This window comes from Mesorhizobium sp. LMG17149 (assembly GCF_024518695.1).
In the GTDB taxonomy this organism is placed as follows: domain Bacteria; phylum Pseudomonadota; class Alphaproteobacteria; order Rhizobiales; family Rhizobiaceae; genus Mesorhizobium.
Window position 1 is genome coordinate 246,386 of record NZ_JANIFL010000011.1, and the last position, 25,331, is coordinate 271,716.

At 64.3% G+C, this 25,331-nt stretch carries 23 protein-coding genes; 13 read left to right on the forward strand and 10 right to left on the reverse strand.

Annotated features, from left to right (window positions below; all coding sequences use genetic code 11):
* Nucleotide 1 precedes the first annotated feature (1 nt).
* The 3 genes from NP945_RS25065 (at nt 2) to NP945_RS25075 (ending at nt 4,132) form a co-directional block, all read left to right on the forward strand.
* Nucleotides 2–982 (forward strand): ABC transporter permease, encoded by a 981-nt coding sequence (locus tag NP945_RS25065; protein ID WP_256747852.1) that lies wholly within the window; start codon nt 2–4, stop codon nt 980–982.
* Nucleotides 983–985: 3 nt separating this feature from the next.
* Nucleotides 986–1,933, forward strand: a complete 948-nt coding sequence (locus NP945_RS25070) for an ABC transporter permease (protein ID WP_127808746.1) — start codon at nt 986–988, stop codon at nt 1,931–1,933.
* A gap of 126 nt (nt 1,934–2,059) precedes the next feature.
* On the forward strand, nt 2,060–4,132 hold the full coding sequence (locus NP945_RS25075) for a 3-hydroxyacyl-CoA dehydrogenase NAD-binding domain-containing protein (protein WP_256747833.1): 2,073 nt from the start codon (nt 2,060–2,062) through the stop codon (nt 4,130–4,132).
* 323 nt (nt 4,133–4,455) lie between these two features.
* Here the strand turns inward: NP945_RS25075 and NP945_RS25080 are convergent, their stop codons facing one another.
* Entirely contained in the window at nt 4,456–5,262 is an 807-nt protein-coding gene (locus NP945_RS25080; RefSeq protein ID WP_127270019.1) for a LuxR C-terminal-related transcriptional regulator, read from the reverse strand.
* 114 nt (nt 5,263–5,376) lie between these two features.
* Here NP945_RS25080 and NP945_RS25085 point away from each other — a divergent pair, with 114 nt between their 5' ends.
* The 6 genes from NP945_RS25085 (at nt 5,377) to NP945_RS25110 (ending at nt 11,232) form a co-directional block, all read left to right on the forward strand.
* A complete protein-coding gene (locus NP945_RS25085; protein WP_256747834.1) occupies nt 5,377–6,513 on the forward strand; it encodes an ABC transporter ATP-binding protein in 1,137 nt (378 codons plus the stop codon).
* Nucleotides 6,494–7,657 carry a PotD/PotF family extracellular solute-binding protein gene (locus NP945_RS25090; RefSeq protein WP_256747835.1) on the forward strand — a complete coding sequence of 388 codons (1,164 nt, stop codon included), beginning with the start codon at nt 6,494–6,496 and terminating at the stop codon, nt 7,655–7,657. The genes NP945_RS25085 and NP945_RS25090 overlap by 20 nt, the downstream gene beginning before the upstream one ends.
* Nucleotides 7,658–7,721: 64 nt before the next feature.
* Nucleotides 7,722–8,585 carry an ABC transporter permease gene (locus tag NP945_RS25095; protein WP_127266978.1) on the forward strand — a complete coding sequence of 288 codons (864 nt, stop codon included), beginning with the start codon at nt 7,722–7,724 and terminating at the stop codon, nt 8,583–8,585.
* Entirely contained in the window at nt 8,585–9,397 is an 813-nt protein-coding gene (locus tag NP945_RS25100) for an ABC transporter permease (protein WP_256747836.1), read from the forward strand. The genes NP945_RS25095 and NP945_RS25100 overlap by 1 nt, the downstream gene beginning before the upstream one ends.
* A gap of 10 nt (nt 9,398–9,407) precedes the next feature.
* Nucleotides 9,408–10,169 carry an SDR family NAD(P)-dependent oxidoreductase gene (locus tag NP945_RS25105; protein ID WP_127321335.1) on the forward strand — a complete coding sequence of 254 codons (762 nt, stop codon included), beginning with the start codon at nt 9,408–9,410 and terminating at the stop codon, nt 10,167–10,169.
* A gap of 298 nt (nt 10,170–10,467) precedes the next feature.
* On the forward strand, nt 10,468–11,232 hold the full coding sequence (locus NP945_RS25110) for a hypothetical protein (RefSeq protein ID WP_128308501.1): 765 nt from the start codon (nt 10,468–10,470) through the stop codon (nt 11,230–11,232).
* 146 nt (nt 11,233–11,378) lie between these two features.
* On the opposite strand, the gene NP945_RS25115 is transcribed toward NP945_RS25110, so the two are convergent.
* From NP945_RS25115 to NP945_RS25155, 9 genes are all read right to left on the reverse strand, one after another.
* A complete protein-coding gene (locus NP945_RS25115) occupies nt 11,379–12,887 on the reverse strand; it encodes an aldehyde dehydrogenase (protein WP_256747837.1) in 1,509 nt (502 codons plus the stop codon).
* 20 nt (nt 12,888–12,907) lie between these two features.
* Nucleotides 12,908–13,252, reverse strand: a complete 345-nt coding sequence (locus NP945_RS25120; RefSeq protein ID WP_128363151.1) for a cupin domain-containing protein — start codon at nt 13,250–13,252, stop codon at nt 12,908–12,910.
* 23 nt (nt 13,253–13,275) lie between these two features.
* Nucleotides 13,276–13,617 (reverse strand): cupin domain-containing protein, encoded by a 342-nt coding sequence (locus tag NP945_RS25125; protein ID WP_256747838.1) that lies wholly within the window; start codon nt 13,615–13,617, stop codon nt 13,276–13,278.
* 17 nt (nt 13,618–13,634) lie between these two features.
* Nucleotides 13,635–13,985: a cupin domain-containing protein gene (locus tag NP945_RS25130; RefSeq protein ID WP_127383024.1), complete on the reverse strand. Its 351-nt coding sequence runs from the start codon at nt 13,983–13,985 to the stop codon at nt 13,635–13,637.
* A 229-nt stretch (nt 13,986–14,214) separates the two neighbouring features.
* On the reverse strand, nt 14,215–15,489 hold the full coding sequence (locus NP945_RS25135; protein WP_256747839.1) for a glycosyltransferase: 1,275 nt from the start codon (nt 15,487–15,489) through the stop codon (nt 14,215–14,217).
* 12 nt (nt 15,490–15,501) lie between these two features.
* The gene (locus NP945_RS25140; protein WP_256747840.1) at nt 15,502–16,575 is read right to left on the reverse strand and encodes an ABC transporter ATP-binding protein; all 1,074 of its coding nucleotides are present in this window, start codon (nt 16,573–16,575) and stop codon (nt 15,502–15,504) included.
* A complete protein-coding gene (locus NP945_RS25145) occupies nt 16,572–17,363 on the reverse strand; it encodes an ABC transporter permease (RefSeq protein WP_256747841.1) in 792 nt (263 codons plus the stop codon). Before NP945_RS25145 ends, NP945_RS25140 begins: the two co-directional genes overlap by 4 nt.
* A gap of 264 nt (nt 17,364–17,627) precedes the next feature.
* Nucleotides 17,628–18,470: an ABC transporter permease gene (locus tag NP945_RS25150; RefSeq protein ID WP_256747853.1), complete on the reverse strand. Its 843-nt coding sequence runs from the start codon at nt 18,468–18,470 to the stop codon at nt 17,628–17,630.
* Between the two features lie 376 nt (nt 18,471–18,846).
* On the reverse strand, nt 18,847–19,911 hold the full coding sequence (locus NP945_RS25155; protein WP_256747842.1) for a spermidine/putrescine ABC transporter substrate-binding protein: 1,065 nt from the start codon (nt 19,909–19,911) through the stop codon (nt 18,847–18,849).
* Between the two features lie 18 nt (nt 19,912–19,929).
* On the opposite strand from NP945_RS25155, the gene NP945_RS25160 reads away from it, so the two are divergent.
* From NP945_RS25160 to NP945_RS25175, 4 genes are read left to right on the forward strand one after another with little or no spacing between them, the layout of a single operon-like run.
* Entirely contained in the window at nt 19,930–21,090 is a 1,161-nt protein-coding gene (locus NP945_RS25160) for a GntR family transcriptional regulator (RefSeq protein WP_256747843.1), read from the forward strand.
* A 10-nt stretch (nt 21,091–21,100) separates the two neighbouring features.
* Nucleotides 21,101–22,384: a glycosyltransferase gene (locus NP945_RS25165; protein WP_256747844.1), complete on the forward strand. Its 1,284-nt coding sequence runs from the start codon at nt 21,101–21,103 to the stop codon at nt 22,382–22,384.
* Between the two features lie 5 nt (nt 22,385–22,389).
* Nucleotides 22,390–23,769, forward strand: coding sequence for a glutamine synthetase family protein (locus NP945_RS25170; protein ID WP_306283280.1), 1,380 nt, complete (start codon nt 22,390–22,392; stop codon nt 23,767–23,769).
* A gap of 2 nt (nt 23,770–23,771) precedes the next feature.
* Nucleotides 23,772–25,073 (forward strand): FAD-binding oxidoreductase, encoded by a 1,302-nt coding sequence (locus NP945_RS25175; RefSeq protein WP_256747846.1) that lies wholly within the window; start codon nt 23,772–23,774, stop codon nt 25,071–25,073.
* Nucleotides 25,074–25,331 lie beyond the last annotated feature (258 nt).

The following is a 25,331-nucleotide window of genomic DNA, read 5'->3' on the forward strand; positions in this document are numbered from 1 at the left end:
GATAACGGCCGCCAGCCTCGACACCGCCGCCAGGACGTCCGCCGAGCGAGGCGCACTGGCCCGTGCCCGTCTGTTGCGCGGGCTGCTGCCGGCGCTGTCGCTGGCGCTGGTGCTGCTCGCCATCGCCTGGCTCAACCCGCGCGCCATCAGCTATTTCGGCTTCAGCCTGATGCTCAATTTGGCGATCCCGATCGCGTTGGCGACCATCGCGCAGATGTTCGTTATCGCCGGAAACGAGCTCGACCTGTCGATCGGCACCTTCGTCGGCTTCGTCGGCTGCGTCACGGCGACCTGGCTGAAGGACGCGCCGCTCATCGGTGCCGTCATCCTGCTTGGATCGATCGGCGTATATGCGCTGCTCGGCGCGCTGATCCATCTGCGCAATCTGCCGTCCATCGTGGTGACGCTCGGCATGAGTTTCGTCTGGCAGGGGCTGGCGATTCTCGTCTTGCCCAAACCGGGCGGCAAGGCGCCGGACTGGCTGCTCGGGCTGATGGCGTTCAAGCCGCCCTTCATTCCGTTCCCGATCATCGCCGCGCTGCTGATCGGCCTCATCGTTCATTTCGGCCTGATGCGCACTTCCTATGGCGTGATCCTGCGCGGCTCCGGCGGCAATCCGGCGGCACTCGGCCGCGCCGGCTGGTCGCTGCTCCGAACCAAGATCGTGCTGTTTGCGCTGGCCGGTCTGTTCGGCGTGCTGTCCGGAATGGCGCTGATCGGCATCACCACCTCGGCCGACGCCAATATCGGCAATGGCTACACGCTGCTGGCCATCGCCGGCGTCATCCTCGGCGGCGGCGAATTCGTCGGCGGCCGGGTGTCGCCGATAGGTGCTGTGATCGGCGCGCTGACGCTGGCGCTGGCGGCCTCGCCGCTGCTCACCTTCATGCACATTCCACCCGATTGGCAGGTTGCCGCCAACGGCGCCATCCTCATCATCGTGCTGGCGGCGCGGGTGCTGATCAGCCGCAAGGAGAGGTGAGCGATGACATCGGTGAAATCGCTGCTCGCCAAACCCTGGATCTGGTCGTTCATTGGCGCGCTTCTGGTGTGGCTGGCGACGATCGCCTTCACCGGCGGTTATGGCGCCGGCGGCATGGTGACGGCGGCCCTGTCGCTGGCGGTGTTCACCGTCATTGTCGGCGTCGGCCAGATGTTCGTCATCACACTCGGCCCGGGCAATGTCGACCTGTCGCTGCCGGCCAATATCGGCCTTGCCAGCGCCGTCGCGATGAAAGTGATGGACGGCAATGATTCCATGATCGCGGTCGGGCTGCTGGCGGCGCTTGCCTGCGGGGCGGCGATCGGCGCCGCCAACTACCTGCTGATCTGGGCGCTGCGCATCCCACCGATCATAGCCACTTTGTCGGCCAGCTTCATCATCCAGTCGATCGACATCAGCTACGGACGCGGCTTGCAGATCAAACCGCCGCCGGGCTTCGCCGATTTCGCCAACTGGCAGATACTCGGCATTCCGGTGCTGGCGATCCTCACCGTACTGTTCACCATCGGTGCGGCGGTCGCCCTGCAGCGCATGATCTATGGCCGCTCGGTGCTGGCGATCGGCCAGAATATCCGCGCCGCCTGGCTCGCCGGCGTCAATGTCGGCCGCATCCGCTTCCTCACCTACACGCTGTCGGGCGCGCTCGGCGGCATCGACGGCGCGCTGCTCGCCGGCTATTTCCGTGGCGCCAATGTCGATATCGGCAATGAGTATCTGCTGGCCTCGATCGCGGTCGTCGTCATCGGCGGCACGTCGGTCGCCGGCGGCAAGGCCAATGTGCCCGGGGTCTGGGGCGCGGCGCTGTTCCTGGTGCTGCTTTTGACCATGCTCAACACGTTTGGGGTGAGTGCCGGCGTAAGGCTGCTGCTGACGGGGCTGATCATTGTCGGGGTGATCACGGCGGCGGGCGGGCAGAAGGCGCCGCGGTAGGCTCCGCCTTCGTCGCCCCAGGTCTGTAATCATTGTGCCAGGCCGACATCCGGTTCCCTTCGACGTCATGGCGCTGTAAATCCCGTTCGCGCGGCCACGGCCGCTGAATAGCGCTGGGAGGTTTGCGTGTCCGATTTCGTGAAGGTCAGCCGTGACGGCGACGTCGCCGTCGTCACTATCGACAACCCGCCGGTCAATGCGCTGAGCTTCCATGTTCGCGAACCGCTGATGCAGGCGCTGGTTGAGTTGCGCGACGATGCTTCGGTTGCCGCCATCGTCATTGCATGCGCCGGCCGGACCTTTGTCGCTGGCGCCGACATCACCGAATTCGGCAAGCCGATGCAGCAGCCCGAGCTACGCGCCATCGTGGCTGTGCTGGAGACCATCGCCAAGCCGACGGTGGCCGCCATCCACGGCACCGCGCTCGGCGGCGGGCTGGAGCTGGCGCTCGGCTGCCATTTCCGCGTCGCCGATGCCGGCGCCAAGCTCGGCCTGCCGGAGGTGAAGCTCGGCCTGCTGCCGGGGGGCGGCGGCACGGTGCGGCTGCCGCGCCTGGTCGGCGCGGTGAAGGCGCTCAGGATGATCGTCTCCGGTACGCCGATCGGTGCGACCGAGGCGCATGCCGCCGGTCTCGTCGATGCCGTCTTCGAAGGCGATCTGACGACGCATGCCGTGAACTTCGCCAGGGAAATTGCCCGCAAGGGTGGCCCCTTCACGCCGGTGCGCGATCGCAATGAGGGGCTCAAGGAGACCGACCTCGTGGCTTTAGACGCCGAGGCTGCGGACCTCGCTAGGAAGGCGCGCGGGCTCGAGGCGCCGATCGCCTGTGCGCTGTCGGTGCGCAATGCCGTCACGCTGCCCTTCGATGCGGCGCTGGCGGCGGAACGTGCGTTGTTCGTGAAACTGGTCGGCAGCGACCAGTCGCGGGCGCAGCGGCATTTGTTCTTCGCCGAACGTGAGGCGGCAAAGGTTTCGGGAAAAGACATCGTCAAGCGCAGGATTGCCCGCGTCGGCGTCATCGGCGCCGGCACGATGGGCGGCGGCATCGCCATGGCCTTCGCCAATGGCGGCTATCCCGTGACCTTGCTGGAAACCAGCCATGAGGCATTGCAGCGCGGCTTGGCGACGATCGACAGAAACTACTCGGTGTCCGTCACGCGCGGTTCGCTAAGCGAAGTCGCCAAGCGCGAGCGGCTCGCCCAGTTCAAGGGCTCCACCGATTATGCCGATCTCGCCGATTGCGACCTGATCGTAGAGGCGGTGTTCGAGGACATGGCGGTCAAGAAGGAGGTGTTCGGCAAGCTCGAAGCGGTGGCCAAACCGGGCGCGATCCTCGCCACCAACACCTCCTATCTCGACATCAACGAAATCGCCGCCTCGACCTCGCGGCCGCAGGACGTGCTCGGCCTGCATTTCTTCTCGCCGGCCAATGTCATGAAGCTCCTGGAGATCGTGCGCGCCGACAAGACCGCGCCCGATGCGCTGGCGACCGTCGTCGACCTGGCGCGGCGGATCGGCAAGGTGGCCGTTGTCGTCGGCGTCTGCCACGGCTTCGTCGGCAACCGCATGCTGGCCGCGCGCGGCTCGGAATCGGAAGCGCTTCTTCTGGAAGGCGCGACGCCCAGCCAGATCGACCAGGTCTTCACCGATTTCGGCTGGCCGATGGGGCCTTTCCAGATGGGCGATCTCGCCGGTCTCGACATCGGCTGGCGCAACCGCAAGGCACGTGGCTTGTCGGCCGTGATCGCCGACACGCTGTGCGAGCAAGGACGTTTCGGCCAGAAGACCGGCCGGGGGTTCTATCTCTACGAGAACGGTTCGCGTACCCCGGCCCCGGATCCGGAGGTCGAGGCGCTGATCCGCGACAAGGCCGCCGAGAGGGGCATCGCGCCGCGCGCGATCAGTGCGGAAGAAATCATCGAGCGCACGCTTTACCCCCTGATCAACGAGGGCGCCAAGATCCTGGAGGAAGGCATAGCGGCCCGCGCGTCCGACATCGATGTCGTCTGGGTCAATGGCTACGGCTTTCCCATCGGCAAGGGCGGACCGCTGTTCTGGGCTGGCCTTGAAGGCCCGGCCAGGCTCATCGAGCGGCTCGAGTACTGGCATCAGCGGACGGGCAAGGACGTGTTCAAGCCTGCGCCGCTGCTGAAGCAGATGGTCGAGACCGGGTCGTGGAACGGCGACGCGATAGCCTGATCAATCGTCATGGGCAATCCACCCAATTGTCGAGGTCTGCGCTGCCCCTCATCGCCCTGCCGGGCGTTCGTTGTTCGAAAAGCCAAGCAGTTGGCGCCTCGACTCCCCGTATAGTGACGGGGAGAAGGGGCTCGCGGTAACCTCGTCGCCTGTCTTGCAACGTTGGAGATTGGCGAAACCGGCAATTACTGCGCCCCTCTCCCCGTCCCTATACGGGGAGAGGATGCCGGCAGGCAGGTGAGGGGCAGCGCCGGCGTTCGCAAAAAAGTGACGCGGATTCGAAATCCGAAGCGATTGCCCAGGTAAACGGCGGGGCGAAGTAGCTACCTTATCCGCGCGTCGATGATCTCGACGAAACGTGCGAACAGGCCAGCCTGCGACTTGATCTTGAGCTTGCGGTAGATGTTGCGGCGATGGACCTTCACGGTTCCCGGCACGATGCGCATGGCCCTGGCGATCGATTCCGTCGAATGCCCCTGCAGCACAAGGTCGACGACATGTTTTTCGCGCGGCGTCAGCGACAGGCTCTGCCAGATGTGGGCGCGGTCGAACTCGTTGACCGGAGTGGTTGTCTCGTCCTGCTGCGCCTCTGCCGGTTCGTCGGCCGGAAGGGCGGGCCAGCGCAGCCTGGCGAAGCTGATCACCGCCGGCGCCATGTCGCGCAGCAATCTGGCATCGGCGGTGCCGAACGGGCCTGAAGCGCGCAGCCGCATCAGTGAGAGCACCAGCGCATCCTTGCCCGGCAACGGCACGAAGAAGCCGACCTCCTCGGCCAGCCTGGTCTGGCTGTAGTAGGAGCGGAAATACTCGCTGGCATAGAAGCGGTCCGGCGCCAGTTCGCGCATGCGCCAGAACCCTTCCTTGCGCTCGACCGCCGCGTGATGGAACGGGTCGAGCAGATAGGGTCCCTCCTGGTAGAGCGCGACGAAGACGTGGCTTTCGGCCGGCGAGAAGGTTTCGAACAGCAGCGGCGGGCGCGCCGCGCCGCGATAGCCGAACACCACGCAGTGGTCGAAGCTGACATGGAGCCGCAGCCAATCGACCAGCGCATTGCCGAACAGGTCGCCACTGGTCTCCCGCGTCGCCGCGACGAGCGTGGCGAGCTGGCTGTATTCGTCGCTGCGGGACAATCTATACCCCCTTAAACGAGAAAATAGATCAGATATACCACCTGAGAGGTATATACTAGCCGCCATTGGCTCTGGTAGCGTCCCGATATTGCCCTGTTGCTGGAGCCATCAGCCTTGACCGCAGTGCCGGACATCGAGTTTCGCGGCGTCACCAAGCGCTATGGCGCGGTGACCGCGGTCAGCGGCATCGATCTCGCTGTCCCGCCCTCCGCCTTTGTCGCGTTGCTCGGGCCGTCCGGCTGCGGCAAGACCACCTGCCTGCGCATGATCGGCGGCTTCGAGCAGCCGAGCGAAGGCCGGGTGTTCATTCGCGGCCAGGACATGGCCGGCACGCCGCCCTACCGGCGGCCGGTCAACATGGTGTTCCAGCAATACGCGCTGTTTCCGCATCTCGATGTCGAGGACAATGTCGCCTACGGGCTGCGCCATGCGCGGCCAAGGCTGTCTTCGCGCGAGATCGCCTCAAGAGCGGGCGAGGCGCTCGAAATGGTGCGGCTCGCCGGCTATGGCCGCCGCAAGATCCACGAACTGTCGGGCGGCCAGCAGCAGCGTGTGGCGCTGGCACGAGCCCTGGTCAACAAGCCGGCGGTGCTCTTGCTCGACGAGCCGCTGGCTGCGCTCGACAAGAAGCTGCGCACCGACATGCAGATCGAGCTGCAGAACCTGCAGCGCGAGATCGGCATCACCTTCGTGCTGGTCACGCACGACCAGGAGGAAGCGCTGTCGATGAGCGATTTCGTCTGCGTCATGAACGGCGGCCGCATCGTCCAGCTCGGGCAGCCGAGCGAGATCTATGACGAACCGGCCGATTTGTTCGTCGCCGATTTCGTCGGCAAGACCAACCTCTTGAGAGGTACCGTCGCCGGACATTCGGGCGAGCTGGTGGAGGTGGCGCTTGCCGACGGCACCGTCATTGCAGCGCGCAAACGAACCGCCCTGCAGCAAGGCGAGGCCGTTTCGGTCAGCCTGCGTCCTGAATCGCTCAGCCTTGGCGCTCAGACGGGCGGCCCCTTCAAAGGCGTCGTCCGCAACCGGATCTTCCTCGGCCCGACGGCGGAATACGCGATCGAGGTCCAGGGCATCGGAACGCTGCTGGCCAAGGCCGATCACCTGATCGGCCACGGCAATCTCTTCAAGCCGGGTGAACCCGTCGCCATCGGCTTTGCCTCCGGAACGCCGCTGGCGTTTGCGGAGACCAAGAACAACGGGGCCAACCAGAGGGTAGATAAACATGTCGAAATCATATCGTGACGGACTGCCGATAAGCCCCAAGAATTTTGTCGATCAGCTGATGCGTTTGAAGCGCGGCTCGATCGGCCGACGCGACTTTCTTGGCCTCACCGGCCTTAGCATTGCCACGGCGGTGATGGCGCGCGAGATCGGCATCATGCCGACACCAGCCTTTGCCGCCGAAAGCCTCGGCGACCGCATGTCGATCGCCACCTGGCCGAACTACCATGACCCGGCGACGTTCGAGAATTTCAAGAAGGACACCGGCGTCGCCGTCGAGGTCAACGTGTTCGGCTCCAACGAGGAGATGCTGGCTAAGCTGCAGGCAGGCGCCTCGGGCTGGAGCCTGTTCGTGCCGACCAACTACACGATCTCGACCTATAAGAAGCTCGGCATCATCGAGCCGCTGGAGATGGCGAAGCTGCCGAATTTCGACGGCTCGCAGCAAGATCCCCGCTTCACCGGGGAAGGCACGATCGATGCGGTGACCTATGCGGTGCCGAAGAACTGGGGCACCACCGGCTTTGCCGTCAACACCAAGAAGCTGACCAAGCCGATGACCAGCTGGAAGGAGTTCTGGGACACCGCCATGGCGGAAGGCGACAGCCGTACCATGGTGCACGACTACCAGCTGACCACGATCGGCAATGCGCTGAAATATTACGGCTACTCGTTCAACTCGCTCAAGCAGGACGAACTGGCCAAGGCGGAGGAACTGCTGCTCAAGGTCAAGCCGCATCTGTTCGCGGTCTCCTCCGACTACCAGCCGGGGATGCGCGCCGGCGACGCCTGGATGACGATGTGCTGGACGAACGATGGCGCGCAGTTGCATCGCGACATTCCCGAGATCGCCTATGTGCTGGGCAAGGAAGGCGGCGAGATCTGGACCGATTTCTACGCCATTCCGAAAGATGCGCCGAACAAGCCGGCCGGCTACGCCCTGCTCAACTACCTGATGAATCCGCAGGTGGCGGTGAAGGAGCATTTGGCCAATGGTGCGCCGTCGACCGATGCGCGGGTCAACAAGCTGCTGCCCAAGGAAGTGCTCGACAATCCGATCCTCTATCCGGCGGCCGACCTGTTGACGCCGCTGGAATTCGGCGCGGCGGCAACGCTGACCGATCCGGGCCGCGCCGAATTGATGGCGCGCTTCAAGTCGGCCTGAGGGGCGGTCTGGCGCGGACAATTGACCGGCGGGCATATGTCCGCCGGTATCGGGGCGGTTTTCAATGCGCGGCAATAGATTTCGTCACAACCTCACGACCGCCATGCTGCTCGGTCCGGCGACCGCGTGGCTGGTGGTGTTTCTGGTGCTGCCATTCATTGCCATCGCGGTGTTCAGCGTCGGCGAACGGGCGCCGGAAGGCGGCTATCAAGCGGCTTTCACCTTCGCGCAATATGCCAATCTTCCGGCGCGGGCGGCTGCCTTCTGGAACACGATGGTGCTGGCGCCGATAGGGGCGCTCGCCTGTCTGCTCGTCGCTTATCCCGTTGCTTATTATCTTGCTCTGCGCGCACCGCAGCGCTGGCGGCTGATCCTGCTGGCGCTGGTCGTCATTCCGTTCTGGACCAGCCTTTTGATGCGGACCTATGCCTGGATGTATATCCTGGGCGGGCGCGGCATCCCGGCTCTGCTGTCCTATATCGGTTTCGAGGATATCAGGCTGATCAACACGCCGGGCGCGGTGCTGCTCGGCATCGTCTATGGCTACCTGCCGCTGATGATCCTGCCGATCTATGTCAGCCTTGAGCGGCTCGACCGCCGGCTGCTGGAAGCCTCCGCCGATCTCGGCGCGACGCCGCTCTCGACCTTCCTCGGCGTGACCCTGAAACTGTCGCTGCCGGGCGTGATGACCGGCTTCTCGCTGGTCATGATCCTGCTGCTGGGCGAATATCTGATCCCGACGCTGCTTGGCGGCGGCAAGGTGTTCTTTATCGGCAATGCGCTGGTCGACCTGTTCCTGCAATCGCGCAATTGGCCGTTCGGTTCGGCCATCGCGATCACGCTGGTGCTGGTCTCGGTGGTGGTGCTGATTGCCGCCAACCGGATTTCGACCCGGGTTTCGGGCGCGCGCCGGGTGGATTTGATCTGATGCGCGCCTTCGTCATTGTGGTGTTCGCCTTCCTCTATCTGCCGATCGCACTGGTCGTGCTGTTCTCCTTCAACGCCGGTCACCATGCCAGCGAGTTCACCGGCTTTTCGGTGCAATGGTACGGCAAGGCGCTGGCGAACCCGTTCCTGGTCGAAGCGCTGAAGAACAGCCTGTTCATCGCCACCACCAGCGCCTTGCTGGCGGCGTTGTGCGGCACGGCGGCAGCACTCGGCCTGGCGCGCGTCGGCATCAGAACACGCGCGGTCTTCGATGCGCTTCTGGGCGCCGCGATCGTCGTTCCGGGCGTCGTCATCGGCATTTCGACACTGGTCGCGCTCGTCCAGCTGTTCACGGTCGTCAATCCGTTCCTCGCCTCGATCTGGTCCGACGACCAGCCGCCGCGCCTGGCGCTCGGCTACGGCTCGATCATCGCGGCGCACGGCCTGTTCTCCATGGCGCTGGTGACGATGATCGTCGGCACGCGTCTCGGCAGCCTCGACCGCAATCTGGTCGAGGCGTCGAGCGATCTCTACGCCACGCCATTGACGACGTTCCGCTCGATCGTGCTGCCGCAGATCATGCCGGCCGTCGTTGCCGGTTTCCTGCTCGCCTTCACCTTCTCCTTCGACGATTTCATTGTGGCCTTCTTCGTCGCCGGGGCGCAGACGACGCTGCCGATCTATGTCTTCGCGTCGATCCGGCGCGGCGTGACGCCGGAGATCAACGCCATCGCGACGATCGTGCTCGTCGCTTCCGTGCTGCTTGTGGTGCTTGCCCAATGGCAATTGCGCCAGCGCAAGCCGTCGAACTGAAAGTCGCATCATGATCCTCAAAGACCGCATCGCCGTCGTGACCGGCGCCGGCTCCGGCATCGGGCGCGCCGGCGCCATGATCATGGGCAGGGAAGGCGCGGTGGTCGTCATCGCCGACAGGGATCAGGCCGCCGGTGAAGCAACGGCTTCGGACATAAGGGCAGTGGGCGGGCAGGCCGAGGCGATCGCCACTGACGTCGCGGACGATGGGGCGCTGGAAAAGCTCATTGCCGGCACGATCGAGAGGCACGGGCGCATCGACATCCTGCACAATCACGCCGGCATCCAGGTCGGCGGAACGCTGACCGAGGTCGAGGTCGGCGGCATGGACGCGTCATGGCGGGTCAATGTGCGGGCGCAGTTCCTGGCGGCCAGGATGGTCATGCCGTCGATGGTCGCACGAGGCGGTGGTGTCATCCTCAACACCGCCTCCAATTCGGGCGTGTTCTACGACCGCGAGATGATCGCTTACGCCACTTCCAAACACGCGGTAGTGGCAATGACGCGGCAGATGTCGCTCGACTATGCCCGGCACAATGTCCGCGTCAACGCGCTCTGCCCGGGCTGGGTCGACACGCCGTTCAACGAACCGTTCATCGCCCAGATGGGCGGACGCGAGGCGATCGAAACCTATGTCCGCACCAAGATTCCGATGGGACGCTGGGCCAGCGCCGATGAGATCGCGGAAGCGATCCTGTTCCTCGTCTCCGACCGCTCATCCTTCATGACCGGCCAGGCGCTGGTAATCGACGGCGGTGAAAGTATCGGCTGAGACTTGTGCTTTCTTTATCAATTGCCCTGTTTCAAAGCCTTTTCGATATACCACGTCACGACTTTCACCCATGCCGCTGGATTCCGGCAGGACTATAGTCCTGCCGGCATGGGACTTCAGTGCCATCGCCGTTCAAGAGCGCTGATTCGTGTTTAATATCAGATGGTTATGCTTCGGGCTGATCGGCAGATCGCGTATTGAGACAGCATTTGTCTAAAGTTTACTCTGTACAATTAGCGATTTCTCATAGGAGGGTCGCTAGCGGTCGGGCCAGGTGACGATTCCCGAGGAGATTACCATGACAAACCGGAAAACTCTGTTCGCGGCGCTTGCCGCATTGGCGCTTCTGGCGTCTCCGGCGCTCGCCGGAGCCGGCGGCAACGGGCACGGCGGCGGCAATGGCGGTGGCAACGGCAACGGCGGGGGCAATGCCGGCGGTAACGGCGGCAATAGCAATGGCAAGAGCGGCGCTTCGCACGGCAAGTCTTCGTCGGCTCGGGGGCAGGTGGCAAAGGCCAAAACGGACGACACCACGGTCGACAAGACCACAAAGGTCTCGTCGGTTCCCAAGGAGAAGAACATCCACGCCAAGCTCGGTCGGCTGAACTCGCTTCAGCGCAACATCAACGCCTATATGAACTCGAAGAGCAAGAAGTTCGCTGCCATCCAGGCCTTCGTGACGCAGTCCGCCAAAGCCAAGGTTGCTCAGGCCGCCGCTGAAGCGGCCCAGGAGAAGCTGGATGCGCTGAATTCTCAGTTGACCGCGCTGACATCGCTGACGCCCGAGCAGATTGCGGCCATGACGCCCGAAGATCAGGCGGCCTTGCCTGGGAAGATAACGGATCTGGAAGCCGAAATCACTGCCCAGGAGGCAGAGGTCACCGCCGCCAATGAGGCGGCTGCCGCGGCAGAGGTCGGCACCGATGATGCATCGCTCGACGCGGCACTGGCGGATATGGCCAACAAGCCGGTCGACGCTGCGGTCACGTCCTGGGCTCAGGGCGTCCTTGCCGACAAGATCGACCAGACGGCCGCCGCGATGCAGGCGGAAACGACGCCGTAACGACTTGCCGTTGAATCGGCAGTAGCCAATCGAAGAAAGATGCCGCCGGGCCTTCGCCCGGCGGCATTGCTTTTTCCCGGTCATGGACTGGCTATCCCAGGATAGCCACCGAGCTGGCTATCCGGAGCTGGCGAGGTTCGAAACACTCAGACGTGCTTGCGGCCACCGGTCTCGCGGAACCAGCTGTCGGGGTACGGATACCACCATTCCTGGATTGCAGGCTTGTGGTCGATGATCACCATTTTGGAGCGGCGGAAGGCGTCGAGCCCCTGGCGTCCGAGCTCGCGGCCGAGGCCCGAGGCCTTCCAGCCGCCGAAGGGCAGGGCATCATTGTCGATCAGCGGGTTGTTGACCCAGACCATTCCGGCTTCGAGCCGTTCAGCCGCCTCGTGGGCTTCGGCCAGATCGGTGGTGAAGACAGAGGCGCCGAGCCCGAACGGGCTGTCATTGGCAAGCCGGATCGCCTCGTCGAAATCCCTGACCCGGCAGATGGCGGCGACCGGTCCAAAGCATTCTTCGCGCACGATTGCCATGTCCGGGGTGACGCCGGTCAGGATCGTCGGCTCGTAGAACCAGCCGGTGTTGTGTGCCGGAGGGATGCGTCCGCCGGTCACCGCCTTGGCGCCGCTGCGGATAGCATCGTCAACGAGGCGCATGACTTTGGTCCGCGCGCTTTCGCTGACCAGCGGTCCGATCTCGGTCTTGTCCATGCCGTTGCCGATGCGCAGCGCCCGGGTCCTTTCGGCGAACAGCGCGACGAAGCGGTCATGAACGGCATCGACGACGAAGAAACGCTCGGCGGAGGTACAGACCTGGCCGGTGAGATGGAAGGCCGCGGTGACGCTGCCGGCCGCCGCTACATCGAGCGGGGCGTGTTGGCTGATGATCAGCGGATCGCTGCCGCCGGCCTCGATGACGCAAGGTTTCATGCGTTCGGCGCAGGCCACCGCCACCGCCTTGCCGGCGGCGACCGAGCCGGTGAAGGCAACCGCATGGGTGCGTTCGGAGGCGATCAGCGCCTGCGCCGTGGCCGCTCCACCAGGCAGGCAGGAGACCAGCCCCTCCGGCAGCGAGCGGAACACGGTCATGTAGTCCAGCGTCGACAGCGTCGTCGCCTCGGCCGGCTTGATGACGCAGGCATTGCCGGCGGCGAGCGATGCGGCGACCGTCCAGCACATCAGCAGGATCGGGAAGTTGTAGGGCATGATGTGGACGGAGACGCCATAGGGCTCGTAGCGCGCATACTGGAACGAACCGGCCTGCGTCGTGCCGGCGATCTTGCCGGCATCGTCGCGCGCCATCTCGGCATAGTAGCGGAAGATCGGCGCGCAGTTGGCGATCTCGCCGATCGCTTCGGGGTAGGGCTTGCCCATCTCGCGCACCATCAGCTCGGCGCAGCGGGTGAAGTCCGCCGCCTCGATGGCGTTGGCGACGGCATGCAGGTGCTTGGCGCGGCTCTTGGCGTCGAGCTTCTTCCAGGCGGCCTGCGCCCTGGTCGCGGCGGTGAGCACGGCATCGATCTCGCTATCGCTGGCTGCAGCGACGGCGCCGACGGTTTCCAGCGTCGCCGGATCGATCACTGGCTTGTTCGTGCCTGCCATCGGCCGGTAGTCCGGGTTGACGAAGAAGGTCGGCCGGTCAGGGGAGAAATCCATGGACATCCTCTCGGATCCGCTCAGCGGATCATGTAGACCTTCTTGATCGTCTCATGGACGGTGCAGACGCCCTTCCAGTCCTGCGGGAAGAAGGCTGCGGTGTCCGGTTCGATCTCGATGACCTCGCCGGATTCGTGGACGTAGGTGCAGCGTCCTTCGAGGAAGTGGCAGAACTCGTCGCGGGTGACATGGCAGTGCCATTTCCCTGGTGTGCAGACCCAAAGCCCGCATTCGGAGCGGCCTTCCTGCCCCTTGTACAGCAGCTTGCCCGAGGTGTGGGATTGCCCCTCGATCATGGTCGGTATGACGCCCCAGTCGACGAGGTCGGTAATGGTGAGCGGGGATTTCATGATGGGTGTGGTCATGTCGATTTCCTTGAAAAGAGTGCTCAGCGGCACATGAAGGCCTTGGTCAGCGTTTGCCTGATGATGGAGATGCCGGTCCAGCCGGCGGGGAAGAACACCAGCGTGCCGGCCTCGACCGGGATCTCTTCGCCGTCGTCATGGACATAGCTGCCACGGCCTGAGAGGAAATGGCAGAACTCGTCGGCGCCAAAGGTGACCTTGCGCGTGCCCGGCGTGCATGACCACAGGCCGCATTCGCTCGATCCGTCCGGGTTCCGGGACAGGACCCTGCCCGAGGCGTGCGGCGAACCGGCGAGCGTGTTGCTGCCCGCGCCCCAGTCCTCCAGTTCCACGCTCGAGGCCTTCGGCCAGTGCGGTGTCGGCATGTCGTCAAGCTCCGTGGTCAGGCCAGCATGTAGACGTTGCGCATGGTCTCATGCACGGTGCATTCACCCGTCCAGCCGGCCGGGAACATGACCACGGTGCCGGCGGAAACGTCTATCAGCTCACCGACATCGGACCGGTAGGTCGCGCGGCCGGCGACGAAATGGCACAATTCATCGCGCGGGATGCTCAGGCGCCAGCGGCCTGGCGTGCACACCCAGATGCCGGATTCCGGCTGGTTGTTCGGGCCTTTGTGCACGAGCCTGCCGGTGGAGTGCGAAGCGCCTTCCAATGCGTCAGGTTGGGCGCCCCAGTCGACGAGGTCGGTGCGGGTGGTGGCTTGGTGGAGGTGGGGAGCGGAGGAGGTCATAGGGGTGCTCCATGATCAAACGCGATCCGTTGCCGCTCTATGAGGCCCCCCTCTGTCCTGCCGGACATCTCCCCCTCAAGGGGGGAGATTAGCAGTTCCTGCGGCGGCGTTTTCCTTACGACCCTTGCGGTTGGCGAAAGCGGTGATGACAGCCAATCTCCCCCCTTGAGGGGGAGATTGCCGGCAGGCCAGAGGGGGGTGCCTTGGCTAGCCATTTCAAGCACCTCACTCACAGCAACCCCTCCAACAACCCGGCTGCTTTCTCCGGCCCGTTCTGCCCCTGCATCTGCGCCGATGTCTTCGCCAGCTTGGCCTTCATCTTGGGGTCGGTCAGGCAGGTTTCGATCTTGGCGATCAGCTCGGCATCGGTCCAGTCGTAGCGCGGCATGCCGAAGCCGTGGCCGGTTTCCTCGACGCGGGTGGCGTTGTCGTGGCCGTCCCAGACATAGGGCATGATGATCGCCGGCTTGCCGAAATAGAGGCACTCGGTGAAGGAGTTGTTGCCGCCATGGTGGATCACCGCATCGACCTGCGGGATGACCGAAGGCTGCGGGAACCAGCTCTCGACGATCACGTTGGCGGGCACGTCCGTGTACTGGTCCTTGTAGCCGCCGACATTGACCAGAGCCCGGTAGCGCGTCTTGCCCAGCGTCGCGATGATGCGCTTCAACAGCTCGACATCGCCGGCGCCGAGGCTGCCGAAGGAGACATAGAGCAGCGGCCCGTCATTGTTTTTGGCGAATGTCGGCACCGTGTAGGGTTTCTCCTGCCGCACGCAGCCTTCCAGATACTGGAACTTTGCCGGGTCGAGCGGATGGCGGCGCTTGAACTTTGCCGCTTCGGGATAGAGCAGCAGGTTCAAATAGGGCGAGGCCTCGAAGAACTGGCCGATCGGATAAGGCGCCTCGTTGTTGGCGGCGAGGAAGGCGTTGAAGTCGTCATGGATCGGCTTGATCACCACGTTGAAATGATCGCGGTAGCGCTGGTGACCGGCATGGTCGTTCTCGCCGCAGCCGGAGAGATGGGGCGGGATGTCCTCGTCGTCGATCTCGTTTTCCGAGCAGGAGATGACGCGCACCCAGGGTTTGCCGAACTGCTTGATCGCCGGAAACAGGATGACATTGTCGACGCAGATCACATCCGGCTTGATGGCTGAGAGAACGCGCGGCAGATCCTTCTGCGCCCATTTGGCGCTGTCGACGATCGCCGTCCAGCAATCCTTGACGTAATTGTCGACCTGATCGTAAGGCGATTTGCGGAAGTTCGGGATGTGGCCGTTGATGAAATCCTCCCAGAATTTCGCCATCTGCTCGGGCGGCATCGGCTCCGACAGGTTCACCGGATGCGCCTCGAAACCGTAGCCCTTGTAGACATCGACAAAGCCGGGGTCGGACAGGAAAACGGCTTTGTGGCCGCGCGCCTCGACCGCCTGGGCGATGCCGACGGAATTGAGCGCCGGGCCGTAGGCCGCTTCTGGAAAAAACGCGATCGTCTTCTGCGCCATCAGGCTTCTCCTTTATTCTGCGAAAACTCTGACATCGGCGGCGTCCCAGCCGAGTTCGACCTGATCTCCCGACGCGACCGGCCGGCGGTCGGCGGCATCAGCGGTGACGCGCACCAGGAACGGCTTTGGCGACAGGGGGGTGCGGACATGCAGCTGCAGGTCGAGCCCCTGATAGGCCAGCGCCTCGACCGTGCCGGCGGTGCGGTTGGCGGTCTGAGCCTCCGGGAACAGCCGGATGCGCTCCGGCCGCACCGAAGCGACAGCGGATGCGCCGGGCGAGAGCGTTGCTGGAACCTTGCCGGATATTCGTGCGCCATTCGCGGCGACAACCCCATCGGTGGCGGCCTTGCCCGGCACGAAATTCATCACGCCGATGAAGTCGGCGACGAAACGGTCGGCCGGATGCTCATAGATCGCGTGCGGCGTGTCGCATTGCAGCAGTCTGCCGTCCTTGAGCACCGCCATGCGGTCGGCCATCACAAGCGATTCTTCCTGGTCGTGGGTGACGATGACGAAGGTGATGCCGACCTCATGCTGCAGGCGCTTCAATTCCAGCTGCATGGCGCCGCGCAGTTTCTTGTCGAGCGCGCCAAGCGGCTCGTCGAGCAGCAGCAGGCGTGGCCGCTTGACCAGCGCGCGGGCGAGCGCGACGCGCTGCTTCTGGCCGCCCGACAGTTGCTCCGGCTTGCGGTCGGCGAAGGGGACCAGCTCGGTTGTCGCCAGGATGGCGTCGACGCGGGAGCGGATTTCCGACGCCGGCAAGCGCTCCATCTCCAAGCCGTAGGAGACGTTGGCGCGGACGCTCATATGCGGAAACAGCGCGTAGGACTGGAACATCAGATTGACCGGCCGCTTGTTGGGCGGGGTTTTGGCAATGTCGCGGCCGTCGAGCAGGATGCGCCCGTCATTGGGCGTCTCGAATCCGGCCAGCATCCGCAGCAGCGTGGTCTTGCCACAGCCGGACGGCCCGAGCAGCGCGAAGAACTCATTCTCGCGGATATCGAGCGAGATGCCGTCGACGGCCGTCACCCGGCCGAAATTCTTCGACACATGATCGATGGCCAGAAGCGTGCGGGGTTCGCTCATTGGCCTATGATCCCACGGTTGAGCCGCTGCGACAGGGTCAGCGCGGTGATCGAGACCGCCATGACGATGGTCGCCAGCGCGTTGATCTCCGGCGTGATGCCGAAGCGGATCATGGCGTAGATCTGCATCGGCAGCGTCGTCGAGGCGCGGCCGGCGCCGGCGGTGAAGAAGGCGATGATGAATTCGTCGACCGAGAGCGTGAAGGCGAGCAGCGCACCGGCGATCACCGCCGGCGCGATGACCGGCAATGTCACCCGCCTGAACGTGGTGAGCGCGGACGCGCCCAGATCAGCGGAGGCCTCGACGATCGACCAGTCGAAACTCTTCAGCCGGGCACGCACCACCGAGCAGACAAAGGCGAGGTTGAAGACGACATGGGCGAGGATGATCGTGTGCAGGCCCATGGTCAGATTGAGCATCGAGAAGAACGACAGCAGCGCGATCGCCAGCACGATGTCGGGAATGATCATCGGCGCGAAGATCAGCGCTTCGAGGCCCTTGCCGTATTGCCGGCGCATCTCGATGCCGATCGCCAGCAGCGTGCCGAGCAGCGTGGCGATCGCGGTCGAGACCAGTGCCACGATCAGCGTGTTGAGCGCAGCGGACAGTATCGCCGAATTGCCGGCCAGCGAGGCATACCATTTCAGCGAAAAGCCCGACCATGCCGTCGGCAGCCCGCCTTCGTTGAAGGACAGCGCGACCAGCACGGCTATCGGGATGTAGAGGAAGGCGAAGACGAGAACGAGGATCGTCCGCATGCCGAAGCTGCGGGCAAAGGATTGGTTCATCGCTGCCCTCCGATAGCTTGAAGCCAAGGGAGCAAACAGCGTCCTTCTCCCCGTTCACGGGGAGAAGATGCCGGCAGGCAGATGAGGGGCAGCGCCCAACTTGGCAGGCGTCGGTGCTGCCCCTCATCCGCCCCTTCGGGGCACGACAGCCTTTCGCTATCGCTCCAGGCGTTCGTTGTTCGAAAAGCCAAGCAATTGGCTTTTCGTCCGCTGCGCGGACCACGCCTCACCCCCGTGAACGGGGCGAAGGAAGGAAGCGCACGCTCAGCCATTCGCGTCGTCCCTTGCCTCAGCCGCATGCCCCGAGGCGCGATTGGCGGCCAGCGCCTGCGCCATCAGCACCAGAAGCATGATGGCGATCAGCGCCATCGCGAGCGCGGCGCCGAACGGCCAGTCGTTGGCGGTCAGGAACTGGTCGTAGACGAGGTTGCCGATCATCTGGAAGCGGCCGCCGCCGAGCAGCGCGGGCGTGACGAAATTGCCGATCGACAGCACGAAGACAAACACTGCGCCGGCGGCAATGCCCGGCACGGTCAGCGGCAGGATGACACGGCGGAATGTGGTGGCGGCGGAGGCGCCGAGGTCACGCGAGGCTTCGGCGAGTTCCGGGTTGAGGCGCGACAGCGGCGCGTAGCAGGCGAGGATGACGAAGGGGAGGTAGTTGTAGACGAGACCGGCAATAACCGCGCCTTCCGTATAGAGCATCGATGGGGGCTCGCCGGTGTAGCCGAACCAGCGCAACAACTGCGTGATCAGGCCTTCGCGGTTGAGCAGCACGATCCACGCATAGGTGCGGATGAGGTAATTGGACCAGAACGGCAGCACGGCGAAGAACAGGAACACCGGCTGCCACCGGCGCGGGGCGGCTGCGATGGCGTAGGCGGCGGCATAGCCGATCACCACCGCGATCAGGGTGGCGGTGCCGGCGATGCGCGCCGAATTGAGGAAGATGCCGGCATAGAGCGGGTCGAAGACCAGCCCGAAATTCTCGAGCGTGAAGGTGTATTCGATGCCGCCATAGACGCCGCGCCGGAAGAAGGCGAGCGCCAGCACCAATGCGCACGGCACCACCATCAAGGCCGCGAGCCAGGCCAGTGCCGGGGCCATCAGCAGGGAGGAGCGGGAGGGGGTGTATTTCACGGAGGAGTGCCCCCCTCTGCCCTGCCAGTCTCTTCAAGGGCATGGAAATGATGTTCGGGCAGTTGCCCCCTCACCCGGATTGCCAACCGAATTGCGAAGGGCAATTCGGGGCGATCCGACCTCTCCCCGAGGGGAGAGGAGGCCGTTGGCGCTAACGCCTTCCTCTTCTCCCCAACGGGGAGAAGGTGGCCGCGAAGCGGTCGGATGAGGGGGCGCTGCGCTGAAGATTGGCGACAGGCCACAACCCAGCCAATCTCCCCCCTTGAGGGGGAGATGGCCGGCAGGCCAGAGGGGGGCGCGAAGGAACGCAAGCTTGATTCCAGCTACCGAAGTGGCGCGCCGCCTACTGCGCCGCCTTGATCTCGCTGACGATCTTCGAATAGTCGCGCTGGGCGTCGCCGACGTCACGCAACTGCTCGAACTTGACGAGATCGGCCACCGGCATCGCCATGTTGGGGAATTTGGCCAGGAAATCGGCCGGAAGACTTTCCATCGCCGGCTTGTTCGGCACCTTGTAGTCGATGTTCTGCGCCGCCCAGGCGTGGTTCTTGGCGTCGAGCATGAAGTTGATGAACTGGAAGGCGGCCTCCTTGTTGGCGGAGGCCTTCATCACCACCATCGTGTCGACCCAGAGGTCCGAGCCTTCCTTGGGGATGACGTATTTGATCTCGGGCTTTTCGGCGATGCCGTAATTGCACCAGCCGTCCCATGCCTGCACCATCAGCGCCTCGCCGGACACCAGCTTGGAATAGAAGGTGGTGTCGTCATAGGCGAGCAGGGTCTTCTTGGCCGAGATCAGCAGATCCTTGACCTCGGCCATCTTGGCCGGGTCGGTTTCGTTGACCGAATAGCCCTTGTCGAGCTGGCCGGCAGCCAGCAGCCAGCGGTCGGTCGCCAGCATGGTGGTCTTGCCCTTCAATTCGTCGGATGGCGCGAGCAGGTCGCTCCAGCTGGTGGGCGCAACCTTCATCAGGTCCGAACGGTAGCAGAGGCCGGTCGTGCCCCAGGTGTAGGGCACCGAGAATGCATTGCCGGCATCGTGCGGCAGCTTGGTTGCCTCGGGATAGAGATTGGTGAGGTTCGGGATCTTGGCGTGGTCGATCGGCTCGGTCAGGCCGAGCTTGTTCAGCACCTCGGCGAAGGGCGAAGAAACGAAGACCACGTCATAGCCCTTGCCGCCGGCGGCGATGAGCTTGCCCATGATCTCTTCATTGGTGGCGTGCACCACCACTTCGCCCGACACGCCGGTGGCGGTCTTGAAGGCGGCCATGGCGTCAGGCGCCATGTAGCCGTCCCAGTTGGAAATGACGAGGTCGGCAGCCGTCGCCGGCGCGGACAGCGCCAAGGCCAGGCCAAGTGCGATCGAAGATGTTTTCAGCGCACGGCGCCGCAGGCTGGTAGCGGTCATGACAGACTCCCATTTCGGTTGATCGTCGAATTGCAGTCGCCGGACCAACGCCTGCGACCCTTGCCGCTGCCTCGATCCCGTTCCCTCGGTCTTTTTCTCGCCGATTGCCCTGACAGTACTATTGCAGAAAAAAGTACGTCAATCCATAATTTGCTAAGCGATCGTGGAATCTGGCCGATTGCGTCCGTGCGGGCGATCGGTCAGATCAATGCGGTCATGTCGTTTTCCACGAGACCAGTCATGCAAGCCGCAGCCCGACGACCTCGCACCAACCACCTCGATCTGGCGCAGCGCATCCTGGATGTGGCGCGGCAGCGCGGTTTTGAGCCCGGCGCACGCTTGCCGGAGCAGCAGATCGCTTCGTTGTGCAATGTCTCGCGCACGCCGGTGCGGGCGGCTCTCGGCCTGCTCGCTGAACGGGGTGTCGTGCGCTGGGAGGCAGATTCCGGTTATCACCTGGCCATCGACCTCACCGCGCAGGCTTCAGTCGCCACGGAACTGCCCGCCGCCGAGGAGGACGAGTTGGCCGAGGCGATCCTGCGCGACCGGTCGGCGCGTCGGCTGGACCAGACGGTGACCGTCGCGGGGCTGATACGGCGCTACAGTGCCGAGCGCAAGACGGTACTAAAAGCACTCAACAAACTGACCGAAGAGAATTTGTTGGACCGAGCGCCTGGCCAGTCCTGGCTGTTTCGGCGCACGCCCGACGATCCAGAGGCGCAAGGCGACAGCTATGAGTTCCGCTTGCTGCTGGAACCCGCGGCCATCCTGACGCCGGGCTTCCGGCTGGATGGCGCGCGGGCGGCGGCGTTGCGCCAGGGCATGGAAGCGCTGGTGGCGTTGCCGGATGCGGCCTTCGACACACGCGAGTTCCAGCGGCTGGACATCGATTTTCACGGCATGCTCGCCGAGGGCTGCGCCAACCGCTTCATCGCCGATGCGCTGGCCGATCACCTCAGGCTGCGCCGGCTGCCGGGCATCTATACCGGCGTCAACGTCTTCCGCTTGCGGCAATCGCTGCGCGAACACCTTGTTATACTCGACCATCTTGAAAGCCTGCAGTATGAGGTGGCGGCCGATCTGCTTCGCATCCACCTGCGGCTTTCCCGCAACCAGCGACCGCAAGCGGCCAGTCGCGGGGCGCCCGCCCTGTTCGGCATGATCAGCCGGCCGGAATGACGAGGAATAATTGACGCGTAAAGCCAGCCCGACCATCGCGCTGTTTCCCGAAGCCAGTTTCGGCGCGGCGTTGAATTGCGTCGGCATCGCGCAGGCATTGCGTGCCAAGGGAGCCCGGCCCGTCTTCATTTGCCATGCCGGCTTTTCCGGCGTCTTTGCCGACTATGGTTTCCAGGAATACCAGCTGCCGACCGACGAGCCGCTGAGCGACAGCGAACGCCAGAGCTACTGGCAGGCTTTCGTGCGCCGGCACCTGCCGCATTTCCGGCTGAGCCCGATCGACCAGCTGGAAACCTATGTCGCGCCGACCTGGCAGGCCATCGTCGACACTGCGGTCAATGCCGAGGCGCCGCTGCGCCAATTGCTGGCGCGGCTGAAGCCGGACGCGGTGGTGCTCGACAATGTCATCATGTTCCCGGCGATATCAGCCGCCGGCTGTCCCTGGGTGCGTGTCGTCTCCTGCGCCGAGACCGAGCTGCCGGATGCCAATGTGCCGCCCTATCTGTCGGGGCTTGGCGCCGACGACCCGCAACGCGCGGCTTTCGAGGCAAGGTATCTGGCGGCTTGCGCGCCCGCACATGACCGCTTCAATCGCTTTCGCATGGATGCCGGCCTGGCGTCGCTGCCGAAGGGCCTGTTCCTCGAGGCGTCGCCCGACCTCAATTTGCTGCTGACGCCTTCGATCGTGCGTCGTGAGCGGGCCGAGCCGCTCGATCCCACGCGCTTCGTCTATCTCGAAGGCTGCGTGCGCTCGGAAGGGCCGTTCGAAGTGCCGGTGTTTCCGCGCAACAAGGGGCCGCTAGTCTATGTCAGCTTCGGCAGCCTCGGCGCCATGGATGTCGGCCTGATCGAGCGCATGCTGGTCGTCTTCGACAGGCTGCCGGCGCGCTTTATTGTCAATGCCGGCGGCCTGCGCGACGCCTACCGTGCGGTGCCGGACAATGTCTATCTCGACGCCTGGTTTCCGCAGCCCTCGGTGGTGGCGAAGTCAGACCTGTTCATCCATCACGGCGGCAACAACAGCTTTTGCGAAGCGCTGCGCTTCGGCGTGCCGTCACTGATCATGCCCTATTGCTGGGACGGACAGGACAATGCGCGCCGCGCCGGAGAAACCGGCGTCGGTGACCATATCGGCCGCGACGCCTGGACCGAAGGAGTGTTGGAGAAAGCGATTCTCGGCCTGCTGGCCGACGATGCCATGCGCGCCCGCCTCAAGGACAATGCAGCCCAAATGGCGCTGAAACCTGGAACGGATGTGGCCGCCCAAGCCATACTCTCTTTGATACGGACATGAACGAAATGCCTGACAACAACACGAATATCTCGCTCTCCAGCGGCAACGACGCCAAGGCTTGGCTGGCCCGGCACGGGATCAACGAAGTCGAGTGCCTGGTGCCCGACATGAACGGCGTCCTGCGCGGCAAGGCCTTGCCGACGGCCAAATTCCTCCAGGCGCTGGAAGATCGCGCGCTCTATCTGCCGAGCAGCGCTTTCCTGGTCAGCATCGACGGCCGCTACTCCGGCTCGATCGACGAGGGTTTTGCCTATTCGGACCCGGACATGCGCATGGTGCCCGATGTCTCGACGCTGTGCCTGGCGCCGGGTGCTGCTCCCGGCAAGGCCTATGTCTTCGCCGATGCCTTCCATATGGACGACCGGCCCTGGATGGCCTCGCCGCGCCATGTGCTGCGCGCCGTGCTCGACCTCTACGCCAGGCGCGGCTGGCGGGCGGTGGTGGCGCCGGAGCTCGAATTCTATCTGACCGCGCCCAATCCCGATCCGGACCAGCCGCTGACCGCTCCGATCGGCGCCAATGGCCGTGCCGAGGGTGTGCAGCATCCCTATGACATGGCCGCGCTCGAGGAGTTCGAGCCGGTGATCCGCCGCGTCTATGACTATGCGGCGGCGGCCGGCCTGCCGCTCGACACGCTGATCCATGAATCGGGTACGGCGCAGCTGGAAATCAACTTCCTGCATGGCGATGCGCTGCCGCTGGCCGACAAGGTGCTGCTGTTCAAGCGGCTGACGCGCCAGGCCGCGCAGCAAAGCGGAATGCATGCGACCTTCATGGCCAAGCCGATCGCCGCGCAGGCGGGAAGCTCGATGCATCTGCACATGTCGGTCATCGACGAGGCTGGCAGGACGCTGTTTGCCGGCAGCGACGATGCCGACACCGCAATGTTCGGCCACTTCATCGGCGGCCTGCAGAAATATGTCCCGCAAATCATGCCGCTGTTTGCGCCCAACGTGAACTCGTACCGCCGCATAAGGCCGAACCACAGCGCGCCGGCCAACATCGAATGGTCGCATGACAACCGTTCCTGCGGCCTGCGCGTGCCGGCCGGGGGCCGCGCGGCGCGGCGGGTGGAGAACCGGCTTCCGGGTGCGGATTCCAATCCTTACCTGGCGATCGCCGGCTCGCTGCTTGCCGGCTATCTTGGCGTCGAACAGAAACTGGCGCGCTCGGCCGAAGCGTCGGGCAATGCCTACAAGATCAAGAGCACGCTGCCGAAAACGATGGAGGAGGCGCTCGACCGTTTCGAGGCTTGCGGCCCGGTGCGAGAGTTGCTCGGCGAGGATTTCTTCCAGACCTATCTGCGCGTCAAGAGCGTGGAGCTCGATCTGTTCCAGGGCGTGGTGACGAGCTGGGAACGCGACCACCTTCTGCTGAAGGTGTGATCATGGCTTCCAGTTCAACGGGTTTCAATTCGGGCCTCGACATCGCCAAATCCTATTATGTCGCCACCGCCAATCCGGCGCCGGATCATCCGGCGCTGGTCCGCGACGTCGACACCGACCTGGTTGTCGTCGGCGGCGGCTGCACCGGCCTGTCGGCCGCCCTTCACGCCGCCGAGCGCGGGTTGAAGGTGGTGCTGCTCGAAGGCGGCAAGATCGGCTGGGGCGCATCGGGCCGCAATGGCGGCCAGATGATCCCAGGTTTGCGCAAGGGCGCCAAGGGCCTGGTCAAGCTCTACGGGCCGGAGCGGGCAAAGGTGCTGTTCGATCTTGCCTTCGAGGCGCGCGGGCTGGTGCTCGACATCATCGAGCGCCATGCCATCGATTGCGATCTCAGGCTGACCGGTCATCTGGTCGGCGCGGTCAACGGTTCCGACCTCAGGGATCTCGAGGAAGAGGCCGAGTGTCTGGCCACGATGATGAAATTTCCGCATGCGGAAATCCTGTCGGCGGCTGAAGCCCGAGCCAAGGTCGACACGTCCTATCATGGCGCGATGTACGAGCCGCTCGGCGGCCACATGCATCCGCTGAACTACACGCTCGGCCTTGCCCGTGCGGCAGTTGCGGCCGGCGTCACGATCCACGAGAACTCGGTGGCGGTGAAGCTGGAGCGTGAGCCTTCGATCCGGGTCTCGACGGCAAAGGGATCGGTTCGGGCCAGACATGTCGTGCTGGCGGGGGATGCGCTGCTCAATGGGCTGGAGCCACGCGTCAACAGCCGCATCATGCCGGTCGGCAACTACATCGTCGCCACCGAGCCGCTGGAGGGCAAGCGCAATGTCATCCCGGCCAATGTCGCGGTGTCCGACACCCGCTTCGTCGTCAACTACTACCGGATGTCGGCGGATGGACGCCTGCTGTTCGGTGGCGGCGAGCGTTACACGCCGTCACCGCCGGCCGATATCGCCGGCTTCGTGCGGCCGCACATGGAAGCCACCTTTCCGCAGCTCAAGGACTGCCGCATCGATCACGCCTGGGGTGGGCTGGTGTCGGTGACGACATCACGGCTGCCGCACGTCGGGCACTATGGCGAGGTCTATTTCGCGCATGGCTATTCCGGCAAGGGCGTCATCCTGTCGACGCTGTCCGGCAAGCTGCTGGCCGAAGCGATCACTGGCGATGCCTCGCGGCTTGACTTGTTCTCGACGCTGACGCCGATGCCGTTCCCGGGCGGCACGGCGCTGCGTGGGCCGCTCTATGTGCTGGGGATGTTGTGGTACGCGATGCGGGATCGCATCAAGCATTGATCAGAGGCAATTGTCGACGTTAGCACTGCCCCTCACCTGCCTGCCGGCATCCTCTCCCCGTCAACGGGGCGAGGGACGCTGTTGTCGCCGGTATCGCCAATGTTGCAGGAAAGGCGATGGCGTTGCGCCAGCTTCTTTCTCCCCGTTTACGGGGAGAAATGCCCGGCAGGGCAATGAGCGACTATCTGTGGTGTCAAGTTGCATTGGCGAACTCCATGCGCGCATCGCGTGCTTTTGCATTGAGAATGACGAGGAGTT